Annotated in this window: 13 protein-coding genes; 7 read left to right on the top strand and 6 right to left on the bottom strand. The window is 65.5% G+C overall.

Going from position 1 to position 14,084, the window contains the following annotated elements; all coding sequences use genetic code 11:
• Positions 1-49: 49 nt before the first annotated feature.
• Positions 50-826, bottom strand: a complete 777-nt coding sequence (locus BBA01S_RS01345; RefSeq protein ID WP_027814859.1) for a haloacid dehalogenase type II — start codon at positions 824-826, stop codon at positions 50-52.
• A 141-nt stretch (positions 827-967) separates the two neighbouring features.
• Between BBA01S_RS01345 and BBA01S_RS01340 the strand changes: the two genes are divergently transcribed.
• Together BBA01S_RS01340 and BBA01S_RS01335 are read left to right on the top strand one after the other, a co-directional pair.
• Entirely contained in the window at positions 968-1,876 is a 909-nt protein-coding gene (locus BBA01S_RS01340; protein ID WP_027814858.1) for a LysR family transcriptional regulator, read from the top strand.
• 149 nt (positions 1,877-2,025) lie between these two features.
• Positions 2,026-2,460, top strand: a complete 435-nt coding sequence (locus BBA01S_RS01335; RefSeq protein ID WP_027814857.1) for a universal stress protein — start codon at positions 2,026-2,028, stop codon at positions 2,458-2,460.
• A 204-nt stretch (positions 2,461-2,664) separates the two neighbouring features.
• On the opposite strand, the gene aceA is transcribed toward BBA01S_RS01335, so the two are convergent.
• From aceA to BBA01S_RS01320, 3 genes are all read right to left on the bottom strand, one after another.
• Positions 2,665-3,981: an isocitrate lyase gene (gene aceA / locus BBA01S_RS01330; protein WP_027814856.1), complete on the bottom strand. Its 1,317-nt coding sequence runs from the start codon at positions 3,979-3,981 to the stop codon at positions 2,665-2,667.
• 447 nt (positions 3,982-4,428) lie between these two features.
• Complete coding sequence (locus BBA01S_RS01325; RefSeq protein ID WP_027814855.1) at positions 4,429-6,186, bottom strand: DEAD/DEAH box helicase; 1,758 nt, start codon at positions 6,184-6,186, stop codon at positions 4,429-4,431.
• Positions 6,187-6,692: 506 nt separating this feature from the next.
• The gene (locus BBA01S_RS01320; protein WP_027814854.1) at positions 6,693-6,962 is read right to left on the bottom strand and encodes an acyl-CoA-binding protein; all 270 of its coding nucleotides are present in this window, start codon (positions 6,960-6,962) and stop codon (positions 6,693-6,695) included.
• A 176-nt stretch (positions 6,963-7,138) separates the two neighbouring features.
• Here BBA01S_RS01320 and tsaB point away from each other — a divergent pair, with 176 nt between their 5' ends.
• The 4 genes from tsaB to BBA01S_RS01300 are packed head-to-tail and all read left to right on the top strand — an operon-like array spanning position 7,139 to position 10,512.
• Positions 7,139-7,954: a tRNA (adenosine(37)-N6)-threonylcarbamoyltransferase complex dimerization subunit type 1 TsaB gene (tsaB, locus tag BBA01S_RS01315; RefSeq protein WP_027814853.1), complete on the top strand. Its 816-nt coding sequence runs from the start codon at positions 7,139-7,141 to the stop codon at positions 7,952-7,954.
• Positions 7,951-8,445 (top strand): ribosomal protein S18-alanine N-acetyltransferase, encoded by a 495-nt coding sequence (gene rimI, locus BBA01S_RS01310; protein ID WP_027814852.1) that lies wholly within the window; start codon positions 7,951-7,953, stop codon positions 8,443-8,445. The genes tsaB and rimI overlap by 4 nt, the downstream gene beginning before the upstream one ends.
• Positions 8,432-9,430 carry a uracil-DNA glycosylase gene (locus BBA01S_RS01305; RefSeq protein WP_027814851.1) on the top strand — a complete coding sequence of 333 codons (999 nt, stop codon included), beginning with the start codon at positions 8,432-8,434 and terminating at the stop codon, positions 9,428-9,430. The genes rimI and BBA01S_RS01305 overlap by 14 nt, the downstream gene beginning before the upstream one ends.
• Positions 9,427-10,512 (top strand): DUF1853 family protein, encoded by a 1,086-nt coding sequence (locus tag BBA01S_RS01300; protein ID WP_042295576.1) that lies wholly within the window; start codon positions 9,427-9,429, stop codon positions 10,510-10,512. The genes BBA01S_RS01305 and BBA01S_RS01300 overlap by 4 nt, the downstream gene beginning before the upstream one ends.
• Positions 10,513-10,534: 22 nt before the next feature.
• Here the strand turns inward: BBA01S_RS01300 and thiD are convergent, their stop codons facing one another.
• The gene (thiD, locus tag BBA01S_RS01295) at positions 10,535-11,341 is read right to left on the bottom strand and encodes a bifunctional hydroxymethylpyrimidine kinase/phosphomethylpyrimidine kinase (protein ID WP_027814849.1); all 807 of its coding nucleotides are present in this window, start codon (positions 11,339-11,341) and stop codon (positions 10,535-10,537) included.
• 121 nt (positions 11,342-11,462) lie between these two features.
• Positions 11,463-12,773: a lysophospholipid transporter LplT gene (gene lplT / locus BBA01S_RS01285; RefSeq protein WP_027814848.1), complete on the bottom strand. Its 1,311-nt coding sequence runs from the start codon at positions 12,771-12,773 to the stop codon at positions 11,463-11,465.
• 218 nt (positions 12,774-12,991) lie between these two features.
• On the opposite strand from lplT, the gene alr reads away from it, so the two are divergent.
• Complete coding sequence (alr, locus tag BBA01S_RS01280; RefSeq protein ID WP_027814847.1) at positions 12,992-14,062, top strand: alanine racemase; 1,071 nt, start codon at positions 12,992-12,994, stop codon at positions 14,060-14,062.
• Positions 14,063-14,084 lie beyond the last annotated feature (22 nt).

Raw genomic sequence — 14,084 nt, 5'->3', positions numbered from 1 at the left:
GATTGGAATGCGTGGGTGTTGTTATTACCGTGCTGGCTGAACGCTGCCGTCATGCGCCCGGGCTGGGGCGGGGGCGGCTTCGTTCGGCGGTTGCGGCGGTGTCGGAAAGTGAAGCAAGAAAGGTGGCGAGTTCGGCCATGCCGCCGCCGGTGCCGTGCGGCGCGACGCCCAGTTCTTCGGCGGGCAGCCGCTGGCGATTGATCCAGAACGTGGTGTAGCCAAACCAGCCGGCTCCCGCGGCGTCCCAGCCGTTCGACGACACGAAGACGATGTCGCGCGGCGCGGCGTCGAATGCGTTGGTGCCGAGCGAGTAGGCCGCTGCCGATGGCTTGTAGGCGCGCACCGCATCGACCGACAGCACGTGATCGAAGAGGCCGTTCATGCCAGCGCTCTTCACGGCGATGTCGAGCATCTGCGGATTGCCGTTCGAGAGAATCGCGAGACCCAGACGCGAGCCGCCTTCCCGCGGCTCGCGCAGACGGCGCAGCACGGGCAGCACATCGGGGAAGGCGGAGAGGCAGGCGTATTCGTCCATCAGGCGCTTTTCGCCCGCACCCGTGAGCGGCAGGTTCAGACGGCGCGCCGCGTAGCGCAGCGCGTCGAGCGTGATCTCCCAGAACGGCTTGTAGCGTGCACCTGCCGTATCCGACAGCGTGCGCAGCTGCGTGTACTCGATCTGCTTGAGACGCCAGAGCTGCGACAGCGCCTCGCCCTGGGCGGGGAACATCTGCTCGGCGGCGGCGACAACCGAGTGCACGTCGAAAAGCGTGCCGTACGCGTCGAATATCACTGCCTTGGGATGGTGGATTGTCGTTGTGGCCGACATAGCCTTGCACTCCATAAGAGGTCGAGGAGCATTGTATTCATGAGTGCAATGGTGGAAAAAGTCGGGAAAGATCACTTGATCTTTTACTTTTACCCACCTAATCTGGGCGCCGACCTCATGTTTTCTGCTACAGGCGTGCTCATGGATCGCTTCAAACAGATTGAAACCTTCGCTACCGTTGCCGCGAAGGGCAGCCTTTCCGCCGCCGCCCAGGCCGAGGGCGTCGCGCCCGCGATCATCGGCCGGCGCATCGACGCGCTGGAGGAGCGCCTGGGCGTGAAGCTGCTCGTGCGCACGACGCGTCGGCTCACGTTGACCTTCGAAGGATCGGCATTTCTCGAAGATTGCCAGCGCATCATCCACGAACTGCAGAACGCGGAGGCGAGCGTTTCCGCGGGCGGCGTCAAGGCGAGCGGGCACTTGCGCGTGTCCGCACCGGCGGGTTTCGGGCGGCGTCACGTCGCGCCGCTCGTGCCCGATTTCACGACCGCGCACCCGGACGTGACGATCACGCTCGATCTGTCCGACCGTCTCGTCGATCTGGTCAACGAAGGTTTCGACTGCGCGGTGCGCCTGGGCGAACTGCCCGATTCGTCGCTGGTGTCGCTCAAGCTCGGTGAAAACCGGCGCGTGGTGGTAGCGTCGCCCGCGTATCTGTCGCGGCGCGGCGCACCGGACACGCCCGCCGATCTCGCGCGCCATAACTGCCTCGCGTTCGGCGCGAGCCTGAATCAGCAGCGCGGCTGGACGTTCCAGGAAGAGGGCAAGGTGGTGCAGATCCGGGTGTCCGGCACGATGGAGTGCTCGGACGGGGCGGTGCTGCACGAATGGTGTCTCGAAGGCCACGGCCTCGCGTGGCGCTCGTGGTGGGAAGTCGGCGACGATATCGCGGCGGGCCGGCTCGCGAGCGTGCTCGACGCCTACGCCGCGCCGCCCATCGGCATCCATGCCGTGTTTCCGCAGCGCCGCCATCTGCCGCTGCGCGTGCGCCTCTTTCTCGACTATCTCAAGCATACCTACGGTCAACCGGGTTACTGGGGCCAGGACTGAGGCGGCTCGCCGCGAGCTCGCCTGGCGCGGCGCCGGACTGCGCGTTTCCACTATGCGGAGAAGCCCGTAGGCCGGAGTTGCGGCGCTTCTTCGCGCACTACAATCGAAATGAGGCCGGCCCGCAGCCCCAGACGCACACGGAGGGCGCCATGTTCAAGCACATCCTCGTTCCGACCGACGGCTCGGATCTGTCGAAAAAGGCCATCGACGGCGCGATCGACCTTGCGCGCACGGTGGGCGCGCAAATCACGGCCTACGCCTGCCTGCCGCAATATCCCTACTCGCCCTACGCCGATGTCGTGATCGAACTGCCCGGCGATTTCCAGACGCGCAGCGAGCGCGAAGCACGCGCGCATCTGGACGAGGTGGAGGAGGCGGCGCGCAGCGTGGGCGTGAGTTGTGACAGCTGCGTGAGCGTCCATCCCTCGCCGTACCTCGGCATCATCGAAGCCGCCGAAAACTGCGGCTGCGACGTAATCTTCATGGCCTCGCACGGGCGGCGCGGGCTGGGCAGCCTGCTCATCGGCAGCGAGACCCAGCGCGTGCTGACCCATACGAAGATTCCAGTGATCGTGTATCGCTAGCGGCGGCTGCTTCGGCCAGATACCCAGGTACCCAGGCATCGGGTACTACAGCGGCAACGGCAGCCGGCGCGTCCCGCCAAGGACTCGCACGCCGGCCACCGTTGCCGCCCCCCACGCTGAAACAACCGCACCATCGGCCATCACGAGGCCAACACAAGGCTAGCGCGCAGACGGCTCGCCCCCGCATTAGCTCGTTTCCTGCTCTTACGCCACCTTCTGGTCTTTCTGCTCGAAGAACTGCTCGTCTTCCGTCGAGCCGTGCAGCGCCGTGGTCGACGCGTTGCGCTCGACCGTCTGCGTCACGGCGTCGAAATAACCCGTGCCCACTTCGCGCTGATGCTTCACGGCGGTGAAGCCCTTTTCGGCGGCGGCGAATTCGGCCTGCTGCAACTCGACGAACGCGCTCATGTTCTGGCGCGCATAGCCATGCGCCAGGTTGAACATCGAGTAGTTCAGCGAGTGGAAGCCCGCGAGCGTGATGAACTGGAACTTGTAGCCCATCGCGCCCAGCTCGCGCTGGAACTTCGCGATGGTCGCGTCGTCCAGATTCTTCTTCCAGTTGAACGACGGCGAGCAGTTGTACGAGAGCAGCTTGCCCGGGAATTCCTTGTGGATCGCCTCGGCGAACTGCTTTGCGAATTCCAGATCCGGCTTGCCTGTTTCGCACCAGATCATGTCGGCGTAGGGCGCGTAGGCGAGGCCGCGCGAGATCGACTGATCGAGGCCGTTGCGGGTGCGGAAGAAACCTTCGACGGTGCGCTCGCCGGTGAGGAACGGCTTGTCGTTGTCGTCGATGTCCGAGGTGACGAGGTCGGCGGCTTCGGCGTCGGTGCGGGCGAGCAGCACGGTCGGCACGCCGCAGACGTCGGCGGCCAGGCGCGCGGCGGTGAGCTTGGCGACGTTTTCGCGCGTCGGCACGAGCACCTTGCCGCCCATGTGGCCGCACTTCTTCACCGAGGCGAGCTGGTCTTCGAAGTGCACGCCGGCCGCGCCCGCTTCGATCATCGCTTTCATCAGCTCGAACGCGTTGAGCACGCCGCCGAAGCCCGCTTCAGCGTCGGCCACGATCGGCTGGAAGAAGTCGACGTAACCTTCGTCGCCGGGATTCTTGCCTTCCGACCACTGGATCTGGTCGGCGCGCGTGAGCGTGTTGTTGATGCGCTTGACCACCTGCGGCACCGAGTTGGCCGGGTACAGCGACTGGTCGGGATACATTTCGCCCGCGAGGTTGGCGTCGCCCGCGACCTGCCAGCCCGACAGATAGATCGCCTTGAGGCCGGCCTTCACCTGCTGCATCGCCTGGTTGCCGGTGAGGGCGCCGAGCGCGTTGATGAACGGCTCGTTGTTCACGCCGTGCCAGAGCTTTTCTGCGCCGTGCTTCGCGAGCGTGTGCTCGGGCTGGATCGAGCCACGCAGACGGACGACGTCTTCAGCCGTGTAATTGCGCTTGATGCCCTTCCAGCGCGGATCCGTGTCCCATTGCTGTTGAAGTTGCTGTGCTTGCTGTTGACGAGTCGACATGGTGAGCTCCTTCTGTGTCCTGATGGCCTGGTAGGTGAACCGCTGATCGGAACTGCTGAGCTGCTGAACTTCGTGAAGCCTGCGTCCCGGTGCGTTGCAAGGCGCGCTGCGGTTCGCGAACTCTTATATAAGAGTCTAGGCAAATCGACCGCTGTGCAACAGACCGGCAATGGGACAATTGTTTGTTTTTTAATTCAATAAATTCAAGTATTTATTTGGTACATTTCGCGATGGGAAACGTCGTTTTCCATCTTGCAATGGGGGTGTTTGTGCCACGCAACACGATTTTTTACCAAGGAAAAAGGTTTTTCGTATCGTGAAATGGTACGTACAGGCAAAAAAAAGACCGGTGCTTGAGCACCGGTCTTTCTATCTGCCGATCGTGACTCGCGTGAGACAGGCGGAACCTTCATTCCGCCCGCATCATTGCGAGGTCAGCGCATTGGCTTAGCTGTCGCGACGTGCGCCACGCGGGCCGTCGTTGCGGCGTGCGCCGTAGCCGCCTTCACGCGAGCGGCCGCCGAAGCCTTCGCCGCGCGGCTGGCCGTAGCCGCCACGATCGTTGCCGCCGCCTTCGCGGCGCGATGCGCCGTAGCCGCCTTCACGTTGCTGGCCGTAGCCGCCGCGCGAGTTTTCCGAGCGGTTGCCCCAGCTGTTGCCGTTGCGATCGCCGCCGTTGTTGTTACGGTCGCCGAAGCTGCGTTCGCCGCCGTTGCTGTTGCGGTCGCCGAAGCTGCGCTCGCCGCCACGGTTGTTGCCGTAGCCACCCGGCTTGCCGCTACCGCTGCCGAAGCGACGGCCACCGCCGCCGTTGCCGCCGCCCGGACGGCCACGGCCGCCAAAGCCACGGTTTGCGGGCGGCGCCTTGCGCGGCTCGAAACCTTCGACGACGTTGACCGGCAGCGTGCCGCGCACGAAACGCTCGATGCGCTTGAGCGCGCCTTGCTCGGCGTGGTGCACGAGGCTCACAGCCGTGCCCGAACGGCCCGCACGGCCCGTACGGCCGATACGGTGGACGTAGTCTTCCGCGAACTTCGGCAGGTCGTAGTTGAACACGTGCGTGATGCCCGGGATGTCGATACCGCGAGCAGCGACGTCCGTTGCCACCAGCACGCGCACGCGACGCTCGCGCAGCGCACGGATCGTGCGGTTACGCGCGCCTTGCGGCAGGTCGCCGTGCAGGGCAGCCGTTTCGAAACCGGCGTCGGCAAGCTTGCCGGCCAGCTGGTCGGCGTCCATCTTGGTTGCCGTGAACACGACAGCCTGGTCGAGCTTCTCGTCGCGCAGCAGGTGGTCGAGCAGACGATCCTTGTGATCGCGGTCGTCCACGTAATGCACGGTTTGCGCGATGTTCGAAGCGGCTTCGACCTTGCGCACGATCTCGATGCGTTCCGGATCCTTCAGCAGGCGGCCGGTCACAGCGGCGATCTTGCCGTCGAGCGTGGCCGAGAACAGCATCGTTTGACGCGTTTCCGGCGTAGCGGCGACGATCGTGTCGATGTCGTCGATGAAGCCCATGTCCAGCATGCGGTCGGCTTCGTCGAGCACGAGCATCTTGAGTTCGGACAGGTCGATACGGCCGCGCTCGAGGTGGTCGAGCAGACGGCCCGGGGTCGCCACGAGAATCTCGGGGTTCTTCGCGAGCAGCATGAGCTGCTGGCCGTAGGCCACGCCGCCCAGGATGCTGACGGTGCGCAGACGGCGCAGATGCTTGCCGTAGTTCGCGGCGGCCGTCGTCACCTGCATGGCGAGCTCACGCGTGGGCGTGAGAACGAGCAGGCCCGGACGGGCGACGGGTTGTTGCGGACGGCGCGAGCGGCCTTGCTGGCCTTGAGCGGCAGCGCCTTGCGGGCGCGGCTCACGCGGTTGTGCGGCTTGTGCCTTTTGCATCTGCGCGAAGCGCTCGATGGCCGGCAGCATGAAGGCTGCGGTCTTGCCCGAACCGGTCGGGCTGGAGACCAGCAGGTCGCGGCCCGCGATGCCGGCAGGAATGGCGCGTTCCTGAACGGGCGTCGGAGCCTTGTAGCCCGCTGCGATCAGCGCGGAGACGATCTCCGGCGACAGACCGAGCGATTCGAACGTCGGGCCTGCGGGTGCGTCGGCGGCTTGCGCGGGGGCTTCCGTGGAAGCGGCGGCAGCAGCGTCGAGACCGAGGGCGTCGTTAGCGATCGCGTCGAGGGGGCTTTGGGTATTGCTCGAAGTCATGAAAATCCTTGGTACACAGGAAATAGAACGTCGGCGCCAATCGGCATACCCAAGTCGTCTGATTTTGCGAACAAATCGAAAAACGGGGGCAATCCGCACCACGGAAGGGCGGATTTTTTCGTTAGAAGCTGTTTTGGGTGCGACTCTAGCCGGGATTGGCCAGTCGCCAGCCTGAATCTTGACGGCCCGGAAGCAGGGCCACGGCAGGGGGGGACAGGTTCTAAACTGGATTGGAGCTTAACGCTACGAGGCGTATTGCTGATCGTATGGACGACCGGAGCGCAACGCAGCAAGCATTATATCTCGTTTTGTTGCGCCGCGCCAGCGCTTCCAGCGCCTCGCGCCCTGCGACAGCCTGACGCAAGGGGCGAGGGTGGTTTCGGTCAGGTAGCGGCGGGTGCTGCGTTGCCGCTGGCTCCTGGTGGTAAAAATGGGGCGCGATTGGCGTACGTATGTGCCTGCATGTTGCCTACGCGTGCCTACGCCCTTACGCGCGCGATTAGCGCTTAGCTTGCCGCGCCGCTCTTGAGCGAATCGACCAGCTCGACGTACTGGGTCTTCGCTGCGTCTTCGGCGGTGCCCTGCAGTGCGGCCCACGCATCGTACTTGTATTTGCCGACGATGTCGGTGAAGCCCGGCTTGTCGCCGTGCACGTCGCCTTCCGTGGCTTGCTTGAAAAGGGCGTACAGACGCAGCAGCGTCAGGTTGCCCGGGCGCTCCGTCAGTTGCTGGACGTCTTGCTGGGCTTGGGCGAATTGGGCGTTTACGTCGCTCATTAGTTTTTTTCCTCCACTTGGGTATTGATTCAGCCCATCGATCCTACCAGCGCTGCGGCACCCTCATCCGGCATAGGGTTGGAACGATTCCTCCACTCTAGTCAGACATGTACCGTCAGTGTATGAGCCATGCCCAGGCGGCGACTGCGCGGGAGCGGCGCATTACAATAGCGGTCATGACTGAAACCGTGCTGCTTGCCCTCGATACCTCGACCGAATATTGCTCGGTCGCGCTGCTTCGCGCCGAAGCCCCTCATGCCGCCCAATCCGCGCCTACGCCATCGGCGCCGCAGGTCTGGGTGCGCCACGAAGCCACCGGCGCGGTCTCCAGCACGCGCCTGCTGCCCGCCATCGGCGAACTGCTCGCCGAAGCGGGCCTCACGCTCGCTGATTGCGATGCAATCGCCTTCGGTTCCGGCCCCGGTTCCTTCACTGGCCTGCGCACGGCGACGGGCGTGGCCCAAGGTCTCGCGTTCGGACTCGACATTCCTGTGGTGCCGGTGAGCACGCTGCTCGTTTGCGCGGAAAGTGCGCGCTTGCGCGATCCTTCGACGCAGCGCGTGCTGTCGGCGCTCGATGCGCGCATGGACGAGGCCTACTGGGCCGATTACGCGTGGGACGCGGCTTTGGGCGACGCCGGCGACTGGCGCACGCTGCAGGCGGCCGCGCTCGACGCGCCCGAGGCGATCGTCGCCCCCGACGCGCCGTTTACGCTCGCGGGCAACGCGGCCGCGGCATTCGGCACGCGCCTGACGGCGGCCGCGACGGCACGCACGGTCGACGCCGAAGCGCTGCCGCATGCGGTGCCGCTCGCCCATGCCGCGCTGCGCGCGTTCCGTGCGGGCCGCACGCTGCCCGCTGACCAGGCCGCGCCCGAATACGTGCGCAACAAGGTCGCGCAGACCACCGCCGAGCGCATGGCCGCGAAAGCCGAAAAGGAACGCGAGGCAGTAAAAGACGCGCGCGGCGACGCTCAAGAGGGCAATCGATGAGCGGCGTGTTGATGACCGACCGCTATCTGTCGCAGATGACGGAAAGCGATCTCGACGAGGTCGTCGTCATCGAGAAGGCCGCCTACGAATTTCCGTGGTCGCGCGGCAACTTCGAAGACTCGCTGCGCAACGGCTATTACGGCATTTGCATGCGCCACGTGACGGGCACGCTGATCGGCTATAGCGTGCTGATGCCGGTGGTCGACGAAATGCACCTGCTTAACCTGTGCGTCGCCCCGCCGGCGCAGGGCGCGGGCGCCGGCCTCGCGCTGTTGCGCGAAGGTGTGCGCATCGCGCGCGTACAGGGACTCGAAGGCTTGCTGCTCGAAGTGCGGCCGTCGAACTATCGGGCGATCCGGCTTTATGAGCAGTTCGGCTTCGTCACGATTGGGCGCCGCAAGAACTACTACCCGGCCCGCCATCACACCCGCGAAGACGCGATCGTGATGCGTTTTTCTATTGCACTGGAGGGCGCGGATGCCGCTCGATGAGATCGCGCTGGAAGAGTTGGGCCTTGCGCCGCGTTGGGTACGCAAGGGCGCGACGGTGGCTGCGCCTGAAGTGGCGGTTGAAGCCGTCGTTGCTGCTCCGCTTGAAGCAACCGTAGAAGTAGCCGTAGAGGCGCCGCCTGTGCTGGCCCGCGAAGTCGCGAAGCCCGCGCCGGTCGTTGAGCGTGCAACGACACCGAAAGCGCGTGTCGAAGACGCTTTCGCGGCGGACGAAGCACCGCAGCAGGCCCGACCAGAACGTGAACGCGCTGCGCCCGCAAAGCCGGCGCAACCTGTGCAGTCCGCATCTGAAGAACCGCCGCCGTTCACCGAAGAAGACTTCGCGTGGTTCGACTCCGTGGCGGAACCGGTGCTGCCGCACGACATCGAGCCGGTGCGCGCGCCGCGCGACGACGTCGCCACGCTCGACTGGGACACGCTCGCCGGGCGCGTGGCGTCGTGCACGCGCTGCCGCTTGTGCGAGAAACGCACGAACACGGTATTCGGCGTAGGCGACCGCGAAGCCGAGTGGATGCTGATTGGCGAAGCGCCAGGCGAGAACGAAGACCGCCAGGGCGAGCCCTTCGTCGGCCAGGCGGGCAAGCTGCTCGACAACATGTTGCGCTCGCTCACGCTTGCGCGCGGCGAGAACGTGTACATCGCCAATGTCATCAAGTGCCGCCCGCCCGGCAACCGCAATCCGGAACCGGACGAAGTCGCGCGTTGCGAGCCGTATCTGCAACGTCAGGTGGCGCTCGTGAAGCCGAAGATCATCGTCGCGATGGGGCGCTTCGCGGCGCAAAGCCTGCTCAAGACCGGCGACAGCATCGCGTCGCTGCGCGGGCGCGTGCACGAGTACGAAGGCGTGCCGGTGATCGTCACGTACCACCCGGCTTATCTGCTGCGCAGCTTGCAGGACAAGTCGAAGGCGTGGAGCGACCTGTGCCTCGCGCGCGATACGTGGCGTGCGGCGGGCGGCGGCCAATGAGCGCCGTGCGGCCCGTGCCTGACGAGGAAGGCGGGCCGCGTCCGCAAGCGTTGATCGACCGTTTCTCCGATCCCGCCGTGCGCGATCTCGCATGGCTGTTGTTCAGCGCCGATCTGCTGCGCGCCCAGCACGACATGCCGCTCGCCCAAACGTGGTCGAGCGAAGCGGCGATGCGCAACGCGATCGACTGGCTCCTGCAACTCGATCGCGAGCCTGCCCGTCTGCACGCTGCGCTCGACGGCGCGCGCATCAAGCGTCTGGGCCGCTACGCCGAAACCTTGCTGGCCTGGTATCTGCAAAACGCTGCGCAGCCGCGTCTTATCGCCGCCAACATCGCGTTGCGCGGCGAGGGCAGGACGATCGGCGAATGCGATTTTCTTGTCGAAACGCAAAGCGGCCAGCGCCTGCATTGGGAGCTGGCGGTGAAGTGCTTCCTGCATGCGGGTACGCAGGGCGAGACGGTTTCGCGGCTGGCCGATTACGTCGGGCCGAATCTGCGCGATCGTCTGGATCTGAAGTTTGGACATCTGCGCGATCACCAGCTGCGTCTGAGCGAGCGCCCCGAGTTGACGTCGCTCGGCTTTGCGGGGCCGTGGCTCGCGCAAATGTTCATCAAGGGTTGGCTCTTCTATCGCGCCGATGGGCGCGTCGCCGATGCGCCGGAGCTGGCGCAGGATCACGGCCGTGGCTGGTGGGTGACGCACGCCGACTGGATGGCGTTCGCGCAACGCTCAGACGTGGATGGCTGGAGCGTGTTGCCGAGGCTGACCTGGCTCGCGCCGCGGCAGCTTTGTTCGCCGGTTTCAAAAGCAACTAACAGCCAAGTCAGCACGCCGCTGGAAGATGGCGGTGAAACCGCCACCAACTCGGCCGCCAGATTGTCGCTAACAGAAGTCGAGACGCCGACGGATCCGGCCACGCTGTTCGCGAACCTTCCGCGTGCGCACGAGCCAGTGATGGTCGCCGCTTTTGTCGCCGACCCTACCGGTGGGGCGGGGGCTTACGTAGAACGCTCGCGCGGCTTCATCGTCCCCGACGACTGGCCCGCGCGCGCCCACGCCTACGCCCGCGAGCAAATATGAATGCCCGCGTAACGCGAAAGCCTTACCACCAGCGCCAGAAGTGATGCACCGGGCCGACACCGTGGCCCACGTCCAGCTTGTTGCTCGCTTCGAGCGCGCCCGTGAGATAGGTCTTCGCCTGCGCGACGGCATCGGCGAGCGTCGGCTGCTGCGGCCAGAGCGCGGCAATCGCCGACGACAACGTGCAGCCCGTGCCGTGCGTATTCGTCACCGGGATGCGGGGGCCGCCAAGCCGCAGCGTGCCGGCCGCTTCGATCAGCCAGTCGGGGCTGTCCGTGCTGCCCAGATGGCCGCCTTTCATCAGCACCGCCTGCGCGCCGAGCGCACGCAGCGCTTCGCCCTGTTCGACCATCGCGGCTTCGTCCGTGGCCGCTTCGACGCCGAGTAGCGCCGCCGCCTCAGGCAGGTTCGGCGTGACGATGCCCGCGAGCGGCAGAAGTTCTTCACGCAGCGCGGCAACGGCTTCCGGCGCGAGCAACGCGTGATTGCTCTTCGAAATCATCACCGTGTCGAGTACGACGCGCGGCGGCTTGTGGCGGCGCAGCGCGTCCGCGACCGCGCGCACGATCGGCGCGTTGGCGAGCATGCCGATCTTCACGGCGTCGATGCGGATGTCGTCGAACACGGCGTCGAGCTGCGCCGTCACGAAGCCCGGATCGGGCGCGTGGATCGCGGTGACGCCGCGCGTGTTCTGCGCGGTAAGCGCGGTAATGACGCTCGCGCCATACGCGCCGAGCGCGGAGAACGCCTTGAGGTCGGCCTGAATGCCTGCGCCGCCGCCGGAGTCGGAGCCGGCGATCGTGAGGACGTTGGAAATCGGAGAGGTCATGTCAGCGTCGCGAACGCGCCGCGCGCGGGGCTTCGGTGTCGAGGCCGCGTGTGCGCTGGCGCTGGAAAGAGTCGAGTTGGCGAAAGCGGTGCATCGACAGCAGCGATGCGCACCGCCGTCATCAATGCCGGTGATTTTCGCCGATCAGCGCGACCGAGTCGAACGCACGCTGATTGGCCTGATGGCGGCGCATCACGAGCCACATCATCAGGCACACGAAGGTGCCGAACAGCACGATCACGATGGCGACCGGCACGTCGAGCCAGACGAGCACGGCGTAGAGGCACAGCATCACGAGCACCGAGAGGTTCTCGTTGAAGTTCTGCACGGCGATCGAATGACCGGCGGAGAGCAGCACGTGGCCGCGGTGCTGGAGCAGGGCGTTCATCGGCACGACGAAGAAGCCGGACAGCGCGCCTACCACCATCAGGAACAGATACGCGAGCAGCAGATAACCCGGCACGCGCAGGTGGCCGATATGCAGGCCCCAATGCGCCGGAAACAGGTTGCGCGTGTAGAACGCCATGATCATCACGGCGACGCCCATCATGATGCCCACCGGCAGCACCGACAGCGACTTCTTCAGCGGGATGCGCGCGGCGGCGATCATCGCGCCCGCGGCCACGCCCACGGCCACGACCGCCTGCAGCACCGCGCCTTCGGACAGCGACATGCCCAGCGACACTTCGGCCCACTTGAGCACGATGAATTGCAGCGTCGCGCCCGCGCCCCAGAACAGCGTCGTGACGGCGAGCGAAATCTGGCCGAGCTTGTCGTGCCAGAGCGTGTTGAAACAGTCGGCGAAATCGGTGATGAGGCGGATCGGCCCGTGTTCCTGGCGCGGATAGCGCGCGCCGGTATCGGGAATGCGCAGGTTGAAGAGGGCGGCGATCACGTAGATGCCCATGATCACGAGCATTGCGGCTTCGGCGGGCGTGTTGATCGAGGCGGGCGTATGGCGGATCACGTGCGCGGCGATATGCGGGCTGATCAGCGCGCCGCCCAGCACGGTGCCGAGAATGATCGAGCCGACCGTGGTGCCCTCGATCCAGCCGTTGGCGGCGACGAGGCGCTCGGGCGGCAACAGCTCGGTGAGGATGCCGTATTTAGCCGGCGAATAGGCCGCCGCACCGAAGCCCACGACGCCATAGGCCAATAGGGGGTGCGTGCCGGCCAGCATCATGGCGCAGCCGACGACCTTAATGGTATTGGTGATGAACATGACGCGCCCTTTGGGGCGCGAATCGGCGAAGGCGCCGACGAAGGCGGCAAGAACGACGTAGGACAGGACGAAGAACAGCTTGAGCAGCGGCGTCATCCAGTTCGGAGCGTGGAGGTCTTTCAGCAGTGCTATCGCAGCGATGAGGAGCGCATTGTCGGCCAACGACGAAAAAAACTGCGCGGCCATGATGGTGTAAAAGCCTTTTTTCATCTGATGCGATGCTGTCCTCGCTGCGGTCCGTCCGCCCCGGACGGGTGGAGGCATCCGGGCTTATTACGTTCGAAATGGGTTGTGCGCAGGGCTTTATATCACGAAAATAGCGGTATTCGGACTAGCACATTCCTTGACCGCCCACCTGGCGGGCCTGCCGGGCGCTGAAAACACCCTGTAAGCTCCTGATTCGAAAGCGTCTTTGCGAAAAAACTCCCATGCCGCGCCCCCTCTCAGCCACGATCCATACCACCGCTCTCGCCAATAATCTCTCCGTCGTCCGGAAGTACGCGCCGAAGTCGAAAATCTGGGCCGTGGTCAAGGCCAACGCCTACGGACACGGACTCGCACGTGCCTTTCCCGGCCTGCGCGCCACCGATGGTTTCGGCCTGCTCGACCTCGAAGAAGCGGTGAAACTGCGCGAACTCGGTTGGGCCGGCCCGATCCTGCTGCTCGAAGGCTTTTTCCGCCCGACCGACATCGACGTGATCGATCGTTACAGCCTTACGACGGTCGTGCATTGCGACGAGCAGATGCGCATGCTCGAAATGGCGCGCCTGTCGAAGCCGGTCAACGTGCAGCTCAAGATGAACAGCGGCATGAACCGGCTGGGCTATTCGCCCGAAAAGTACCGGGCGGCCTGGGAGCGCGCGCGCGCCTGTCCCGGCATCGGCCAGATCACGTTGATGACGCACTTCTCGGACGCCGACGCCCCGCGCGGCATCGCCGAGCAGATGGCCGCTTTCGAGCGCGGCGCGCAAGGCATCGCGGGCATGCGCAGCCTCGCGAATTCGGCGGCGACGCTCTGGCATCCGTCGTCGCACTTCGACTGGGTGCGTCCCGGCATCATTCTCTATGGCGCGTCGCCTTCGGGCGTGGCGTCGGCGCTCGACGGCACCGGCTTGCAGCCCGCCATGACGTTGGCCTCCGAGATCATCGGCACGCAGACGGTCGCCGAAGGGCAGACCGTTGGCTACGGTTCGACATTCACGGCGCGCAAGACCATGCGCATCGGCGTGGTGGCGTGCGGCTACGCGGACGGCTATCCGCGCGTCGCGCCCGAAGGCACGCCGGTGATCGTCGATGGCGTGCGCACGCGCATCGTCGGCCGTGTCTCGATGGACATGATCACCGTCGACCTCACGCCGGTGCCGAACGTCGGCATGGGCACGCGCGTCGAGCTGTGGGGCGCGAACCTGCCGATCGACGAAGTGGCGGCGGCGTGCGGCACCATCGGCTACGAGCTGATGTGCGCGGTCGCGCCGCGCGTGCCGGTGCGCGCGGAATAAGCCCGCGGTTGCCCGCATACTT

This window comes from Paraburkholderia bannensis NBRC 103871 (assembly GCF_000685015.1).
Classification (GTDB): domain Bacteria; phylum Pseudomonadota; class Gammaproteobacteria; order Burkholderiales; family Burkholderiaceae; genus Paraburkholderia; species Paraburkholderia bannensis.
The sequence above is the reverse complement of the archived record's forward strand: the minus strand, read 5'-3'. Positions and strand labels throughout refer to the sequence as shown.